This is a genomic window from Roseateles sp. GW821-FHT09G03 (genome assembly GCF_059416045.1).
In genome coordinates, this window is record NZ_JBWKOK010000013.1 from 1 (window position 1) to 16,254 (window position 16,254).

Here is a 16,254-nt window from a genome sequence, read left to right on the forward strand (position 1 = left end):
GGAGGTGCCGCCGCCGATGTCGGCGACCAGCACGAGCTGCTCGCGGTCGGCCTGCTGCTCGAAGTCGACCGCGCCCGGACCACCGGGGAGCAAGACCCGTCCCCCACCTTCGGGGGAAGTCAGACGCGGGGTTTCGCCCGCCTCGCCGTTTGGTACGCTCGGTGATCTTTCCGATGGCCGGCGCCTCGACGCGCCGGCGCGTGGACCCCGCCGATGCCGATTCCCCTCCCGCCTTCCTCCTTGCTGCCGAATGTCCGCGTGTTCGAACTCCAGGCCAGCGATGAGGACCTGCTCCAACGGTTCTACGAACGGAATCCGCTGTACTTCGAGCAGGTGAACGGCACCGCGCCCCGTCCCGACGAGGCCCGCGAAGAGATCCGCGACCTGCCGCCCGACGGCTGGAGCTTCAGCGCCAAGCGCCTGCTGGGATACGCCGACGACGCGGGCGAGCTGGTCGCGATGGCCTCGCTGGTCTCGGACCTGATGGCACCCCGGGTCTGGCTGGTGGGTCTGTTCATCGTCGCGACGTCGCTGCACGGCTCGCCGGCCGCGCGCGAGATCTACGGGGAGCTGGAGCGCTGGATGCAGCGCAACGGCGCCCAGTGGGTGCGGCTGGGGGTCGTCGTCGGCAACCAGCGCGCGGAACGCTTCTGGGAACGCCAGGGTTTCATCGAGGTCCGCCGCCGCGACGGCCTCGCGATGGGGCAGCGCATCAACGAACTGCGCGTGATGGTCAAGCCGCTGGCCGGCGGCCGGATCGACGACTACCTGGCGATGGTCCCGCGCGATCGTCCCGGCGAGCCCTGACAAGGACGCCTCTCCGGAGGGGTTCCACCAAGCACGAAGGGCCCCGCAGGGCCCTTCGTCGTCATGCACGTCGTCATGCGCCTCATCGTGCCGCGCCAGCCGTGACCGGCGCCGCGTCGAGGCTCACTCCCCGAGATACGCCGCGCGCACCTTCGGGTCGTTGAGCAGCGTCCTGCCGTCGCCTTCCATGGTGATCGTGCCCGACTCCATCACGTAGCCGCGGTTGGCCAGCTCCAGCGCGCGGCTGGCGTTCTGCTCGACGAGCAGCACGGTCACGCCCTGCTGGTGGATGTCGTTCACGACCTCGAAGATCTTGTCGACCATGATCGGCGACAGGCCCATCGACGGCTCGTCCAGCAGCAGCAGCTTGGGACGCGCCATCAGCGCGCGGCCCATGGCCAGCATCTGCTGCTCGCCGCCGGACATCGTGCCGGCGAGCTGGTTGCGACGTTCCTTGAGCCGCGGGAACAGGCCGAAGACCTTCTCGATGTCGGCCTCGATCTCCTTGTCCTTGCGGATGAAGGCGCCCATCTGCAGGTTCTCGGTGATCGTCATGCGGGTGAAGGTGCCGCGGCCTTCGGGGACCATCACGAGGCCCTGCTTGGCCAGGTTCCAGGCGCCCTGGCCCTTGATCGACTGGCCGAGGAACTTCACGTCGCCGACGTTCAGCGGCTGCAGCCCGGTGATGGCCTTGAGCGTGGTCGTCTTGCCGGCGCCGTTGGCGCCGATCAGCGAGACGAGCTCGCCCTCGCGCACCACGAAGTCCACGCCCTTGACCGCCTGGATCCCGCCGTACGCGACCTTGAGGCCTTCGACCTGGAGGAGGATGTTGTCTGCCATCTTTTCGATTTCCATGGGTCGGGATCAGGGAGCCGCGTGAGCTTCTTGCGCCGCGTGGGCGCCGAGGTAGGCCTCGATCACCTTGGGGTTGCGCTGCACGTCGGCCGGCGTGCCTTCGGCGATCTGCTTGCCGTAGTCCAGCACCGACACGCGGTCGCACAGGCCCATCACCAGCTTCACGTCGTGCTCGATCAGCAGGATGGTCCGGCCGTCGTTGCGGATGCGGTCGATCAGCTCGCGCAGCACGACCTTCTCGGTCGCGTTCATGCCGGCGGCGGGCTCGTCCAGGGCGATCAGCTTCGGATCGGTCGCCAGCGCCCGCGCGATCTCCAGGCGGCGCTGGTCGCCGTAGGACAGCGTGCGCGCCTTGAAGTCGGCGTGCCGGCCGATGCCGACGTAGTCCAGCAGTTCGCGGGCGCGGGCGGTGATCTCGGCCTCTTCCTTCTTGAAGCCCGGCGTACGCAGCACCGCGCCGATCAGGCCCGAATGCGTGCGCACATGGCGCCCGACCATCACGTTCTCCAGCGCCGTCATGTCGGCGAACAGCCGGATGTTCTGGAAGGTCCGCGCGATGCCGGTCTTGGCGACCTGGTGCACCGCCTGCGGCTTGTAGGGCTGGCCGCCGAGTTCGAAGGTGCCGCCGTCCGGCACGTACAGCCCGGTGATCACGTTGAAGAAGGTCGTCTTGCCGGCGCCGTTGGGACCGATCAGGCCGTAGACCTGGCCCTTCTTGATCTCGATGCCCACATCCGACAGCGCCTGCAGGCCGCCGAAGCGCTTGGAGGCGCCGGCCACTTTCAGTACGGTTTCAGTCATTGGTTCTTGCTCCGGGCGCGGGTCAGGTGGCGTTGATCGCATTGCCGGCATTCGCGGGCGGCTGCGCGCCCGGCGGCAGGGGCCGGGACTTGCCATGTTCCGGCGACGGCCACAGGCCGCGCGGACGGATCAGCATGATCACGATCATGGCCAGCGCCACCAGCAGCTGGCGCAGGATGGACGCGTCCAGGCGGCCGTCGGTCATCTGCTGCAGCGGGCCCGCGACGTAGCGCAGCACCTCCGGCAGCGCGGCCAGCAGCAGCGCGCCCAGGATCACGCCCGGGATGTGGCCGATTCCGCCCAGCACCACCATGGCGACGATCATGATCGACTCCTGCAGGCTGAACGATTCCGGCGAGACGAAGCCCTGGAACGCGCCGAACATCGAGCCCGACACGCCGCCGAAGGTGGCGCCCATGCCGAAGGCCAGCAGCTTCATGTTGCGGGTGTTGATGCCCATGGCCTTGGCGGCGATCTCGTCCTCGCGGATGGCCATCCAGGCGCGGCCGATGCGCGAGTTCTCGAGCCGGTAGCAGATCAGCACCGAGCCGACCACCAGCGCCAGGAACAGGTAGTAGTACATCGACACCGAGTTGACGGCGAAGCCGAGGATCTCGTGGTTCTGGCTGAACTCGAAGCCCCAGAAATGGACGCCGTCAATCTGGCCGATGCCGCGCGGGCCGTTGGTGATGTTCAGCGGATATTCCATGTTGTTCAGGAACACCCGGATGATCTCGCCGAAGCCCAGCGTCACGATGGCCAGGTAGTCGCCGCGCAGCTTCAGCGTCGGCGCGCCCAGCAGCACGCCGAACAGGCCTGCGAGCAGCGCCGCCAGCGCGATCGCCAGCAGCAGCGGCAGATGCAGCCCGTTGGGGAAGGCGGCGGCGATGTGCTCGAAGTTCTCCGCCAGGTGCGGACTGTTGAGCAGCGCGAAGAGATACGCGCCCACCGCGTAGAACGCGACGTAGCCCAGGTCGAGCAGGCCGGCGTAACCGACGACGATGTTCAGCCCCAGCGCGAGCAGCACGTACAGCAGGGCCAGGTCGATGATGCGGACCGGGCCGTTGCCGAACTGCTGCGCGAACAGCGGCAGCACCACCAGCAGCACGCCGGCGATCAGGAAGGTGATGAGCTTGGAGGATTTGGTCTGGAACATGTGCGGCTCCTCAGGCGCGGTCGGCGACGCGTTCGCCCAGCAGGCCGGACGGCCGCAGCGTCAGCACCAGGATCAGCGCGATGAAGGCGAAGATGTCGGAGTAGTGGCTGCCCAGCACGCCGCCGGTCCAGTCGCCGAGGTAGCCGGCGCCGATGGCCTCGATCAGGCCCAGCAGCACCCCGCCGACCATCGCGCCGGCCAGGTTGCCGATGCCGCCCACCACCGCGGCGGTGAAGGCCTTCAGGCCCGGCAGCACGCCCATCGTGTGCTGCGCGGTGCCGTAGTTGGCGGCCCACATCAGGCCCGCCACCGCGGCCAGCGCGGCGCCGATGATGAAGGTCAGCGAGATCACCGCGTCGGGCTTGACGCCCATCAGCGAAGCCACGCGCGGGTTCTCCGCAGTGGCGCGCATCGCGCGGCCCATCTTCGTGTGGTTCACCAGGAACAGCAGGCCGCCCAGGATCACCACCGTCGTCACCAGGATCACGATCTGCGTCACCGTGATCACGGCGCCGCCGATGTGGATCGGATCGGCCGGCAGCAGCTGCGGGAAGGGCTTGGGGTTCGGCTTCCAGATGATCATCGCCAGCGTCTGCAGCAGCAGCGACATGCCCATCGCGGTGATCAGCGGCGCGAGTCTGGGCGCGCTGCGCAGCGGCCGGTAGGCGATCTTCTCGATCGTGTAGTTGAGCAGCGTGCAGACCACGACCGCGCACAGCAGCGCGGCCAGCATCAGCACCCAGCCGGGCAGGCCCAGCGACGCCAGCGCCGTGACCACGGTCCAGCTGACGAGCGCCCCCACCATCAGCACGTCGCCGTGCGCGAAGTTGATGAGGTTGATGATGCCGTAGACCATCGTGTAGCCCAGTGCGACGAGGGCATACATGCTCCCCAGCACCAGGCCGTTGATGATCTGCTGAAAAAGTATCTCCATAAGGCCCCAGCGTGTAGTTGGACGCGGCTCGCACCGCGTGACGGCGCTTCGGGGTGCAACCCCCGTGCCAAGCGCCTCGTTTCAAGGGTATTCACCGACAAGGCGACATCCGTGCGCGCGAGCCGGCGTTGTGTTCCCAGTCTCGGCGACGCAACGGGGTGCGGAAATCCGCACAAACCGCCTAGCCAGCCGGGCGATTCCTCGCCAGTCACAAAAAAGCCGCCGCGCCGGGTGCAAGGCATGCGCCAAGTTGGGCACACTGGGCGTCGATTTTTCGTCTCCCATGCCCTCGGTCGCTTCCTCCTCCTTCGCCCCGACATCGGCCCGCCAGCGGCTGGCGCACTTCCTCGGCCGGCCGACCTTCTACCTGTACCTGACCGGCGTGCTGATGCTGCTGGGCCTGCTGCTGGGCCACCGCTTCAGCGAACGCGCCAGTCTGGACCAGCTGAGCGCGCTGGCGACGGAACGGCTGGAGCTTTACGCGTCCAACCTGCAGACCGAACTCGGCCGCCACGCCTATCTGCCCAGCCTGCTGGCCATCGACGGCGACGTGGCCCGGCTGATCGAGCATCCCGGGGACGAGGCCCTGCGCAAGGCCGCCAGCCTGCTGCTGGCGCGGGTCAACGTGCGCGCGGGGACGACGCAGATCTTCGTCGCCGATCCGGACGGCCGCGTGCTCGCGGCCAGCGAGCCGCTGACCCCGCCGCTGCGGCTGCAGCAGGCGATCGAGCAGGACCGGCACCACTTCTTCGCCTCCGACGCGGGCCAGACGGGGCTGAGCGGTTCGACCAACTTCTTCCTGCTGCATCCGCTGCGGCGCAACCAGCAGCTGCAGGGCGTGATCGTCGTGAAGCTCAACCTGGCGCCGCTGGAGTCGACCTGGGTCGACCTCGGGCTGCGCTCGCAGGGGGAGCGCATCCTGGTCTCGGACGACCAGGGCGTGGTGATCATGAGCTCGGTCGAGGACTGGCGCTACGCCGTGCTGAACCGCGCCGACGCGTCCGAGCGCGACCGCCTGCAGGCCAGCGCGCGTTATCCGAAGGTCGGCCCGGACCTGGGCCTGCCGGGCGCGCTGGAGGCCTACAACAGCCTGCTGGTGCGGGCGCCCGCGCCGGCCAGCACGACGCTGCTGGCGCAGGAGCGGCAGCTGCTGCCGCTGGGATTGCGGCTGCTCGCGCTGTCCGACCTCTCGGAAGTGCGGCGGCAGGCACGCCTGGCGGCGTGGAGCGGCGCGGCCTTCGGCGCGGCGATCGGCATGCTGCTGCTCTACCTCGCCTCGCGGCGGCGCGCGCTGCGGCAGCTCTTCCACGCGAAGACCGAATTGCAGAACGCGCATGCGCAACTGGAGCTCATCGTCGACGAGCGCACGGCGGAACTCCGCCAGACCAACGAGGAACTGCTGGACCAGATCGCGCAACGCCGGCAAGCCGAGGGCGAGCTGCTGCAGACCAGCAAACTGGCGGTGCTGGGGCAGATGTCGGCGGGTCTCTCCCATGAAGTGAACCAGCCGTTGACGGCGCTGCGCGCGCTGGCACGGAATTCGCAGAGGTTGCTGGAGGCCGGCCGCACGCAAGCGGTCGCGGACAACCTGCAGACGATGGACGACATGGTCGAGCGGATGGGTCAGATCACGCGCCAGCTCAAGAGCTTCGCCCGCAAGGCGGAGCCCGCGCGCACGGCGGTGTCGCTGCTGGCGAGCGTGAACAACGCGCGGCTGCTGCTGGAACATCGCACGCGCCAGTTGGACCTGCCCGTCGAGGTCGACGTGCCGCCGGGGCTGCGCGTCAGCGCCGAATCCAACCGGCTGGAGCAGGTGCTCGTGAACCTGCTGGCCAACGGCATCGATGCGATCGCGTCGGAGCCTCCGCATGACGGCCATGAGCGGCGCCTGCGCGTCGCGGCCGTGCCGGCGGACGATGGCCGGCGCGTGCGCGTGCAGGTGCTGGACACCGGACCGGGGCTCAGCGAATCGCTGCTGCCGCGGCTGTTCGAGCCGTTCTTCACCACCAAGCCCGCCGGCGAGGGCCTGGGGCTGGGGCTGGTGATCTCTTCAAAAATCGTCCACGAGTTCGGCGGTGCACTTCGCGCGCACCGCCTGGACCATGGCATGTGTTTCGAGTTCGACCTGGAGGTCGACACCTGGCAGGCCGAGGAGGGGCAGCATGTTTGAGGGCTACAAGGTCGTGTTCGTCGAGGACGACCTGCCGGTGCGGGTCAGCCTGACCCAGACGCTGGAACTCGAGGGGCTGGCCGTGCTGCCCTGCCGCTCGGCCGAGGAGGCGCTGCCGCACGTGCAACCCGGGGCGCAGGTCATCGTCATCACCGACGTGCGCCTGCCAGGCATGGACGGCCGCGCGCTGCTGGCGCACGTGCAGGCGACCGATCCGCGGATCCCGGTGATCCTGATCACCGCGCACGGCGACGTGAACATGGCCGTGCAGGCGATGCGCAGCGGCGCCTACGATTTCATCGAGAAGCCCTTCGCGCCCGAGCGGCTGCTGGACACGGCGCGGCGGGCGCTGGATCTGCGCCTGATCCGCCATTCGGCCGACGAGCTGCGCGCGCAGCTGTCGGCGGCCAGCGGCATCGAGGCGGCGCTGCTGGGCAAGTCGGCGGCGATGCAGCAGTTGCGGCGCCAGGTGCTCAACCTGGCCTCGACCTCGGCCGACGTGATGATCCTCGGCGAGACCGGCACGGGCAAGGAGCTGGTGGCACGCTGCCTGCACGACCAGAGCCCACGGCGCGACCGCAATTTCGTCGCGATCAACTGCGGCGGTCTGCCCGAGGCGCTGTTCGAGAGCGAGCTCTTCGGCCACGAGTCCGGCGCGTTCACCTCGGCGGGCAAGCGCCGCATCGGCAAGATCGAACACGCCAACGGCGGCACACTGCTGCTCGACGAGATCGAGACCATGCCGGTCGCGCTGCAGATCAAGCTGCTGCGCGTGCTGCAGGAACGTCGCGTGGAGCGGCTCGGCTCGAACGAGGAGCAGGTCATCAACGTCCGCTTCATCGCGGCCAGCAAGGCCGACCTGAAGGAGATGGGCGAGCGCGGGCAGTTCCGCAGCGACCTCTACTACCGGCTCAACATCGCCACGCTGGTGCTGCCGCCGCTGCGCGAGCGCCGCGAGGATATTCCGCTGCTGTTCGAGCACTTCGTCGCCCAGGCCTGCAAGCGCTATGAGCGCGAAGCGCCCGAGCTCACGCCCGAGAAGCTGCGCGAACTGATGGCGCACGACTGGCCGGGCAACGTGCGCGAGATCCGCAACGCGGCCGACCGCTTCGTGCTGGCGCTCGACGACCTCGACTCCTCGGCCGCGATCCAGGCCGTGCCCAACCTGGCGCTGGCGCGTCAGATGGAGATGGTCGAGAAGGCGCTCATCGAGCAGGCACTGCGCCGCTCAGGCGGCAAGGTGCCGGCGGCGATGGAGCTGCTCGGCACCCCACGCAAGACGCTCTACGACAAGCTGCACCGCCACGGGATCCAGCTCGACGATTTCCGCTGAGCCCCCGCTGAGCGCGCCCCCTCTTACTCCCTCTCCCGCTTGCGGGAGAGGGCTGGGGTGAGGGCCAGCGGCGGCGGAAGTACGGAGGCCCCCTTCCTTCCCCCTCTCTGGGTCCGTATGGGAGAAAGATTTTCCCGGCTCCGCCGCGAAAACCCTTCCCCCATACACCGACACAACGCCGCCCTTCAACGGCACCGCACCGAGGACTTCGGGGGAAGCGGATGCTGCTTTTGGTTCAGGTTCAGGTTCAGGTTCAGGTTCAGGCGGCCTGGCGTGAGCCGTGCGGCGCGGCGTCCAGCACCGCCTTCAACTGATCGATCGTCGCAGGCTTGACCAGGTAGGCGCTGGCGCCGCGGCGGATCGCCTCCGCAGCATCACCCGGATCCGACGTGCCCGTCAGCATGACGACCGTCATCGGGCCCTGCAGCAGCGCTTCGGTCAGGAAATCCATGCCCTGCCCGTCCGGCAGCGCACGGTCCAATATCAGGACGTCCGGCCGGTGCTCGGCGATGCGCTGGCGCGCCTCGCGCAAGGTCCCGGCGGTGGCGGCGGAGTAGCCCTCCAGTTCAAGGAGGATGCCCAGCGTTTCACTGGACTCGAGGTTGTCGTCGACGACGACGGCGTGGGGGAGCATGGCAAACCCTGCGGCAAGAGGTCCACGAAGAAGGGCCGGCGCGCGCGGCATGGCCGACGCGCGTCGGGCGTGCGATTGGGAGATCCGGCAAATGGCGTGCCTCCCCCCGCATCCCTTCCTCTGGAGGACGGTCCGGCATTCTGTCCGGCTTCTCGAACCCGCGCCGCCCCCCTCGTCCGTAGGGGGCGGGACGGATGTTTGCCCTGCGCCTTTCTGACCATAATCCGCGCCTTCGCGGAGAGGGGCTGCGGCAAGACCTGCCACGCCCCGATCCGGCGTGCGCTTTCGCCCCGCCTGCCCGAGCTTCATGACGACGACCGACGCGACGATCGACACCGACCTGCTCCCCCGCCTGCGCCGCAGCACCGGGCCGCTGCACGACGACATCGAGGCCCTGCTGCGCCTGGAGTCGCCGATGCCGCTCATGCGCTACGGACGCATCCTGCGGGGCTTCCACGAGTTCCTGCAGCTGTGGGAGCAACGCGTGCGGCACGCCCTGCCCGAGCGCCTGCACCCCTGGTTCGACGCCCGGGTGCGATCGCCGTTCGCCGCGCGCGACCTGGCCGCGCTGGAGCTGCCCGCGGATCCCGCGGACGGCGCGATGCGCGCCTCGGCCCTCGCGGCGCAGCACGGCCTTCGGTTGGATTCGCCGGCGGCGGCGATCGGATCGCTGTACGTCATCGAGGGCTCGGCGCTCGGCGGGCAGGTGCTGACGCCGAAACTGCTCGCCACGCACGGCCTGACCCCCGAGCACGGCACGGCCTACTTCCACGGCTTCGGCGCCCGGACGGGTGCGATGTGGCGGGAGTTCCGCCAGCTCGCCCAGGCGGAGGCCGGCGGCGATGAAGACGATCGCGCCGCCGCCTGTCGCGCGGCGGTGGATACCTTCCGGGCGCTGATCGCGACCTTCGGACCGGTCGATGCGCCGGACACGATGGCGGCGTCCCACGCACCCGCCGTTGCCGCGGCGCCGCCGAGGGCCTCATGAACACCGACACGCTGGCGTCTTCCCCGTCGGATCTGCAGATCGCTCAGTGCGCGAGCGAGCCGATCCGCGTGCCCGGCGCGATCCAGCCGCACGGCTGGCTGGCGGCGGTGGACTGGCGCAACGGCAGCCTGGTCGCGTTCAGCGAGAACTGGGCAGCGCTGTTGTCGTCGACCCCGGAGATGCTGCCCGCGCACATCGAGGGCGCGCTGGACGCGGTCAGCGGCGTGCGCCCGGGGCTGGTCGACGGCGAAGGCCCCGTGTCTTGCGGCACGCTGACGATCGGTGGGCGCCGCCTGCACGTGTCGGGCCATCGGATCGGCGGGCTCGCCTACCTGGAACTCGAATCCGACGCCGAGGACGCCGGCAACCGCGCGCCGATCTACAGCCTGGCGCGCCACCTCGTGCCGATGATGCAGCGCACCGCCGCGGTGACGGAGCTCTGCCGCGTCGTGGTCGCGGAGATGAAGCGGCTGACGGGCTTCGGCCGTTGCCTGGCCTATCGCTTCGATACGGACGGCCATGGCGAGGTGCTCGCCGAAGCGATCGATCCGGGCTACGACGCGTATGCGGGCCATCGATTCCCCGGCTCGGACATTCCGCCGCAGGCGCGCGAGCTCTACCGCATCAACCACATCCGGCTGATCGCCGACGCGCACTACGAGCCGGTGCCGGTGCGCTTCGTCGACGGGCGCGACGGGACGGCGCTGGACCTGTCGCAGGCCGCGCTGCGCAGCGTGTCGCCAGTGCATCTCGAATACATGCGCAACATGAGGACGCTGGCGTCGATGTCGGTGTCCATCATCGTGGGCGGCAAGCTGTGGGGCCTGGTGTCCTGCCATGACCACGATCCGCGTCAGCTGTCCTGGCAGACGCGCATGGCCTGCGAGCACCTGGGCCAGTTGCTGTCGCTGCAGATCGAGGCCAAGGAAGAGAACGAGCAGGTCACCGAGCAATTGCGGCTGCGGCAGCTGACGCTGGCCATCGTCTCGCACCTGTCCGACAGCGATGCCACGCTGCAGCGCCTGGTCGAAGAGCCCGGGCCGCTGCTGCGGCTCGCGCGCGCGACGGGCGCGGCGGTGATCCTCAACGACAGCTGCTGGGCGGTCGGCGAGACGCCGGACCACGCCACGCTGCTGGCACTCGGCCAGTGGCTGGGCAACCGCGTCGACCAGGTCTGGCACAGCGACCGGCTGCCGGTGGACGCGGCCGCGCTCGGCAACGAGACGGGCCATCCGCTCGGACCGACGGCGGGGCTGCTGGCGATCTCGATCTCCAAGCTGCACCGGCATCACATCGTCTGGTTCCGGCCGGAGATCGTGCAGACCATCGTCTGGGCCGGCGATCCGCGCAAGGAATCGGCCACCGGCCAGGACTCGCGCCTGCATCCGCGCCGCAGCTTCGCGAGCTGGAAGCAGCAGGTCAGCGGCCGGTCCCTGCCCTGGACGCCGGGCGAGATCCACGCGGTGCAGGAACTGCGGCAGGCGTTGATCGGCATCGTGCTGCGGCGCGCCGAGGAAATGGCCGAGGTCGCGATGGAACTCGGCCGCGTCAACAAGGAGCTGGAAGCCTTCTCCTACACCGTGTCGCACGACCTGCGCGCGCCGATGCGCCACATCGCGGGCTTCGTCGACCTGGTGCTGGAGATGGAAGGCGGCGCGCTGTCCGAGCGCTCGCGCCGCTACCTGGCGCATGTGAAGGAGGCCTCTGCGCACGCCGGCCAGCTGGTGGACGCGCTGCTGGACTTCTCGCGCATGGGACGCTCGGCGATCAAGCATGGCTCGATCAACACGGGCCACCTGATCGACGACCTGATCGCGGAACAGAACACGCTGAACAAGGACCGCCGCATCGAGTGGACCGTGCAGCGCCCGCTGCCGCGGCTGTGGGGCGATCCGGTGCTGCTGCAGGTGGCCGTCCGCAACCTGGTGACCAACGCCGTCAAGTACACGCGGCCGCGCGATCCGGCGCGCATCGAGATCGCCGGCATCGACACCGAGGACGGTGTCGGCCTGAGCATCGCGGACAACGGCGTCGGCTTCCAGATGAAGTACGTGAACAAGCTGTTCGGCGTGTTCCAGCGGCTGCACCAGAGCGAGTCCTTCGAAGGCACCGGCATCGGCCTGGCGAGCGTGCGCCGCATCGTCGAGCGGCACGGCGGCCAGGTCGAGGCCTGGGGCGAGGCCGACCGCGGCGCGCGTTTCCGCTTCACCCTGCCGACGCGCGCGATGCAAGAAGCGCAGTCGGCCGAATCCGCCGCTCCCTCCCCCCTCTCCGCCACCTCCGTCCCTCCGGGCGCCCTCCTCCCTGCCGGCACTGTCCCGGGCGCCTCCGAGCAGCCCGCGCGGACCGACACCACCCTTTTCTGACCCCGCACTCCCCCGAACGCCATGCTCAAGCCCATCCTGCTTGTTGAAGACGACGCCCGCGACCTCGAACTGACGCTGGTCGCCCTGGAACGCAGCCAGCTCGCCAACGAAGTGATCATCGTGCGCGACGGCGCCGAGGCGCTGGACTACCTGAACCGCGAGGGTGTCCACGCGGACCGCGCCGAGGGCAATCCGGCGGTGATCCTGCTCGACCTGAAGCTGCCGAAGGTGAACGGGCTGGAAGTGCTGAAGGCGGTCCGCGCCACGGAGCGCTTGAAGAGCATCCCGGTGGTGATGCTGACCTCGTCGCAGACCGAGTCGGACGTGGTGCACAGCTATGAACTGGGCGTGAACGCGTATGTCGTGAAGCCGGTGGAGTTCAAGCAGTTCGTCGCGGCGATCGCGGACCTGGGGGTGTTCTGGGCCGTGCTCAACGAGCCGCCGCCCGGATCGCTGCGCGCCACGCGCCGCTACGAATGAACCATGACTGATTCGTCCTTGCCGCCCAGCGAAGCGGGCTCGCCGCCGCTGGAGATCCTGCTGCTGGAGGACTCGACCTTCGATGCCGAGCTGCTGCTCGCGTCGCTGGAGACGACCCATCCGCGCGCGCGGGTGACCTGGGTGAAGGACGAGCCGCAACTGCTGGGCGCGCTGGAGACGCAGCGCTTCGACCTGATCCTGTCCGACTACCAGTTGCCGGGCTTCACCGGCGCGGAGGCGCTGACGCTGGCGCAGCGGCTGGTGCCGGGGACGCCGTTCATCTTCGTGTCCGGCGTGATCGGCGAGGAGAACACGGTGGAGCTGCTCAAGCGCGGCGCCACCGACTACGTGATGAAGGGCCGGCTGACGCGGCTGCCGGTCGCGATCGACCGCGCGTTGCGTGAGGTGCGCCAGCGCGAGGCGCAGATCCAGGTCGAGGCGCAGCTGCGCGAGGCCGACGCGCTGTACGCGCGCGTGGTCGATTCGCTGCAGGACCACGCGGTGATCCTGCTGGACACCGAGGGCCGCATCAGGGACTGGAACCGCGCGGCGGGGACGATCTTCGGCCATGCGCTGGACGCCGTGCGCGGCATGTCGGCGGAGATCCTGCTGACGCCGGAAGACCGCGCGGCGGGCGTGCTGGAGAACGAGCTGGCGCTCGCGCTGACGCAGGGCGCGGCGCGCGACGACCGCTGGCTGATGCGGCAGGACGGCACGCGGCTGCGCGCCGAAGGCGTGGTGACGCCGCTGTTCAGCGCGGCGGGCGCGACGACGGGCTTCTCCAAGATCATCAAGGACACGACGCCGGCCTACGAGGCGCAACAGGCGTTGCGACAGGGCAAGGAAGAGGCGGAGCGCGCCAACGAGCTCAAGGACCAGTTCCTCGCGGTGCTGTCGCACGAACTGCGCTCGCCGCTGAGCGCGATCACGGGGTGGGCGGACATCCTGAACAATTTCTCGGACGCGCATCCGCTGCTGGGCAAGGCGGCGACGGTGATCCGGCGCAACGCGCAGCTGCAGGCGCGGATGATCAACGACCTGCTCGACATGAGCGCGGTCGTGGCCGGCAAGCTGATGCTGCAGACGACGCCGATGGACCTGTCGGCGCTGGCTTCGGACTCGGTGCTGGGCGCGCTGCACGAGGCGCAGGGCAAGGGCGTGGCGCTGAACTGCCATGCGGCGGCGCCGGTGTGGATCGCGGGCGATGCGCAGCGCCTGTCGCAGGTATTGACGAACCTGATCGGCAACGCCATCAAGTTCACTGAAAGCGGCGGCAGCGTCGACGTGCAGGTCGAGGTCGATGCCGAAGGCTGCGCGCTGCTGCGCGTGCGGGACACGGGACGCGGCATCTCGCCAGAGTTCCTGCCCTTCGTCTTCGACCGGTTGCGGCAGGAGGACGGCTCCAAGACGCGCAAGGTCGGCGGCCTGGGCCTGGGCCTGGCGATCGCGCGCGCGATCGCGGAGCTGCATCAGGGCCGCATCTGCGCCGACAGCCCGGGACCGGGCGGCGGCGCGGTCTTCGAACTGCGCCTGCCGATGCTGAAGGACCAGGCCCTGGCGCCGCCGCCGTGCGCCGAACCGGTGGACCTGTCGGAAGACACGCTGTCGGGCGTGCGGGTGCTGCTCGTCGACGACGAGGAGGACGCGCGCGAGGTCGGCCAGGTGGCGCTGAGCCGCCTGGGCGCGAAGGTCAGCGTGGCGACGAGCGCGGCGGAGGTGCTGTCGCGGCTCGAGGAAGGCGAAGAGCGCTATGACCTGCTGGTGTCTGACATCGGGATGCCGGAGATGGACGGACGCTCGCTGATCCGCGCGGTGCGGCAGCTGCCGGGAGGCAGTCCGGAGCAATTGCCGGCAGTGGCGCTGACGGCATTCGCGATGGTCGCGGATCGGCAGGAAGGTCTCTCTGCAGGGTTCCAGGGCTATGTGGCGAAGCCGATCGAATTGGCGGCGCTGACGCGTGCGATCCAGGTGGCGTTGGGGCGCAAAGCGGGAGCGGACTGAGCGTCAGCGCCACGGACCAGTGCTGCTCGAACTCAGAACGTGGATCTCGGCCGTACCAGGCTAGGCACGGCCAGCAGGACGATCAACACCGCTTCGAAGAGATCGAAGGCATAGGGACCGTCCGACGCGTACAGCTCCATGACATGGCGCCAGCCGAAGAAGGCGATGCTGAGCGCGTAGAGCACCAGCAGCAGCACCGCGCCAACACGGCGCATCCGTTGCGGCACAAGCCGCACGATCAGCAGACCCGCCAGCACGCCCGCCGGCACGAGCGCCCAGAACGGCGGCGACGCATACGTGAAGGTGTAGGCGAAGAGCCGGAAGCAGATGACGGCGATGACGACCAGCGTCAGCACCACCGTGAGCAGCACGCGAAGGGCTTTGAGGAGCGCTTCCAGCGACTGCGTTTCCTGGTTCATGAACTCATCCTGATGCCGTTTGATCGAGGACCGATTGTGACGCCGCTGACCCGGCCCTCGTCGCACAGACACCCCACAAGCGGAACGGGCCGCGCCCCTTGTCGAAGCGCGGCCCGCATTCAGCGGAACTTGGTGCGGATGTCGGTCCGGACGTCGATCCCGATCAGAACCGCTGCGACTGCATGTAGTCGTCGAAGCCCGCTTCCGCGAAGCGGAACCACAGGTTCTGGTCACGCCGGAAGTTGGCGTAATCCTCGTAGACCTTCTTCCAGTTCGGGTTCTTCGCCGACAGCTCCGCGTACAGCGCCATCGACTCCTTGAACGCCAGGTCCATCGTGTCCTTCGGGAAGCGCATCAGCTTGGTCTTGGCCGCCACCAGCTGCTTGAGCGCCTGCGGGTTCAGCACGTCGTACTTGGCCTGCATGTCCACGTGCACATACGCGGACGCCGCCTCGACGATCGCCTTGTATTCGGGCGACAGCGCTTCGTAGGCCTTGGTGTTGATGAAGAAGTCGACCTGCGGGCCGCCCTCCCACCAACCGGGGTAGTAGTAGAACGGCGCAACCTTGTTGAAGCCCAGCTTCAGGTCGTCGTACGGGCCGACCCATTCCGCCGCGTCGATCGTGCCCTTCTCCAGCGCGGAATACAGCTCGCCGCCCGGCAGGTTCTGCGGCACGCCGCCCATGCGCTCGATCACCCGGCCCGCGAAGCCGCCGATGCGGAACTTCAAGCCCTTGAAGTCCGCCGCCGACTTGATCTCCTTGCGGTACCAGCCCGCCATCTGCGCGCCGGTGTTGCCGCCGGGGAAGTTGATGATGTTGTAGTTCCGGTAGAACTCGCGCATCAGCTTCAGACCGTTGCCGTGGAAGGTCCACGCCGTCATCTGCCGCGAGTTCAATCCGAACGGGATGGACGCGCCGATCGCGAAGGTCTCGTCCTTGCCGAAGAAGTAGTACGGCACCGTGTGCGCGATCTCGACCGTCGCGTTCTGCACGCCGTCGACCACGCCGAAGGCCGGCATCAGCTCGCCGCCCGCGTGCACGCTGATCTGGAACTTGCCGCCGCTGAGCTCGCTGACCTTCTTGGCGAAGACCTCGCCGCCGCCGTAGATCGTGTCGAGCTGCTTGGGGAAGCTCGACGCCATCCGCCACCGGATGTTGGCCTGCGCATGCACGATGGCCGGTGCCGCACCCGCGGCCAGCACGCCGGCCAGGCCGGCATTCTTGACGAACGAACGACGCTCCATGAAGTCTCCTGTTTCGTTGGTATGGGGCGCCCTCTACGGGCGCCCTTGAGCGAAAGCAGGATTA

Annotated in this window: 14 protein-coding genes; 7 read left to right on the top strand and 7 right to left on the bottom strand. The window is 68.9% G+C overall.

All coding sequences use genetic code 11. From position 1 onward, the window contains the following. Positions 1-213: 213 nt before the first annotated feature. On the top strand, positions 214-807 hold the full coding sequence (locus AC07OZ_RS28800; RefSeq protein WP_495470449.1) for a GNAT family N-acetyltransferase: 594 nt from the start codon (positions 214-216) through the stop codon (positions 805-807). A gap of 123 nt (positions 808-930) precedes the next feature. Here the strand turns inward: AC07OZ_RS28800 and AC07OZ_RS28805 are convergent, their stop codons facing one another. From AC07OZ_RS28805 to AC07OZ_RS28820, 4 genes are read right to left on the bottom strand one after another with little or no spacing between them, the layout of a single operon-like run. Then, positions 931-1,647 carry an ABC transporter ATP-binding protein gene (locus tag AC07OZ_RS28805; RefSeq protein WP_495470450.1) on the bottom strand — a complete coding sequence of 239 codons (717 nt, stop codon included), beginning with the start codon at positions 1,645-1,647 and terminating at the stop codon, positions 931-933. 24 nt (positions 1,648-1,671) lie between these two features. Next, positions 1,672-2,463: an ABC transporter ATP-binding protein gene (locus tag AC07OZ_RS28810; RefSeq protein WP_495470451.1), complete on the bottom strand. Its 792-nt coding sequence runs from the start codon at positions 2,461-2,463 to the stop codon at positions 1,672-1,674. A 22-nt stretch (positions 2,464-2,485) separates the two neighbouring features. Next, positions 2,486-3,619, bottom strand: a complete 1,134-nt coding sequence (locus AC07OZ_RS28815; protein WP_495470452.1) for an ABC transporter permease subunit — start codon at positions 3,617-3,619, stop codon at positions 2,486-2,488. Between the two features lie 10 nt (positions 3,620-3,629). Then, on the bottom strand, positions 3,630-4,553 hold the full coding sequence (locus AC07OZ_RS28820; protein WP_495470453.1) for a branched-chain amino acid ABC transporter permease: 924 nt from the start codon (positions 4,551-4,553) through the stop codon (positions 3,630-3,632). A 283-nt stretch (positions 4,554-4,836) separates the two neighbouring features. Here AC07OZ_RS28820 and AC07OZ_RS28825 point away from each other — a divergent pair, with 283 nt between their 5' ends. Together AC07OZ_RS28825 and AC07OZ_RS28830 are read left to right on the top strand one after the other, a co-directional pair. After that, the gene (locus AC07OZ_RS28825; RefSeq protein WP_495470454.1) at positions 4,837-6,723 is read left to right on the top strand and encodes a sensor histidine kinase; all 1,887 of its coding nucleotides are present in this window, start codon (positions 4,837-4,839) and stop codon (positions 6,721-6,723) included. Then, entirely contained in the window at positions 6,716-8,056 is a 1,341-nt protein-coding gene (locus AC07OZ_RS28830) for a sigma-54-dependent transcriptional regulator (protein WP_495470455.1), read from the top strand. The genes AC07OZ_RS28825 and AC07OZ_RS28830 overlap by 8 nt, the downstream gene beginning before the upstream one ends. A 259-nt stretch (positions 8,057-8,315) precedes the next feature. Here AC07OZ_RS28830 and AC07OZ_RS28835 read toward each other — a convergent pair whose 3' ends face one another. After that, positions 8,316-8,690, bottom strand: a complete 375-nt coding sequence (locus tag AC07OZ_RS28835; RefSeq protein WP_495470456.1) for a response regulator — start codon at positions 8,688-8,690, stop codon at positions 8,316-8,318. A gap of 307 nt (positions 8,691-8,997) precedes the next feature. On the opposite strand from AC07OZ_RS28835, the gene AC07OZ_RS28840 reads away from it, so the two are divergent. Genes AC07OZ_RS28840 through AC07OZ_RS28855 form a run of 4 tightly spaced genes read left to right on the top strand, consistent with a single transcriptional unit; the run spans position 8,998 to position 14,525 of the window. Then, positions 8,998-9,678, top strand: a complete 681-nt coding sequence (locus AC07OZ_RS28840; RefSeq protein ID WP_495470457.1) for a biliverdin-producing heme oxygenase — start codon at positions 8,998-9,000, stop codon at positions 9,676-9,678. After that, positions 9,675-12,044, top strand: coding sequence for an ATP-binding protein (locus AC07OZ_RS28845; protein WP_495470458.1), 2,370 nt, complete (start codon positions 9,675-9,677; stop codon positions 12,042-12,044). The genes AC07OZ_RS28840 and AC07OZ_RS28845 overlap by 4 nt, the downstream gene beginning before the upstream one ends. Before the next feature lie 21 nt (positions 12,045-12,065). Next, a complete protein-coding gene (locus AC07OZ_RS28850; RefSeq protein ID WP_377155894.1) occupies positions 12,066-12,524 on the top strand; it encodes a response regulator in 459 nt (152 codons plus the stop codon). Between the two features lie 3 nt (positions 12,525-12,527). Next, a complete protein-coding gene (locus AC07OZ_RS28855; RefSeq protein ID WP_495470459.1) occupies positions 12,528-14,525 on the top strand; it encodes an ATP-binding response regulator in 1,998 nt (665 codons plus the stop codon). 32 nt (positions 14,526-14,557) lie between these two features. Here the strand turns inward: AC07OZ_RS28855 and AC07OZ_RS28860 are convergent, their stop codons facing one another. Together AC07OZ_RS28860 and AC07OZ_RS28865 are read right to left on the bottom strand one after the other, a co-directional pair. Next, positions 14,558-14,944 (bottom strand): hypothetical protein, encoded by a 387-nt coding sequence (locus tag AC07OZ_RS28860; RefSeq protein ID WP_495470460.1) that lies wholly within the window; start codon positions 14,942-14,944, stop codon positions 14,558-14,560. A gap of 163 nt (positions 14,945-15,107) precedes the next feature. Further along, positions 15,108-16,190, bottom strand: coding sequence for a TRAP transporter substrate-binding protein (locus AC07OZ_RS28865; RefSeq protein WP_495470461.1), 1,083 nt, complete (start codon positions 16,188-16,190; stop codon positions 15,108-15,110). Positions 16,191-16,254 lie beyond the last annotated feature (64 nt).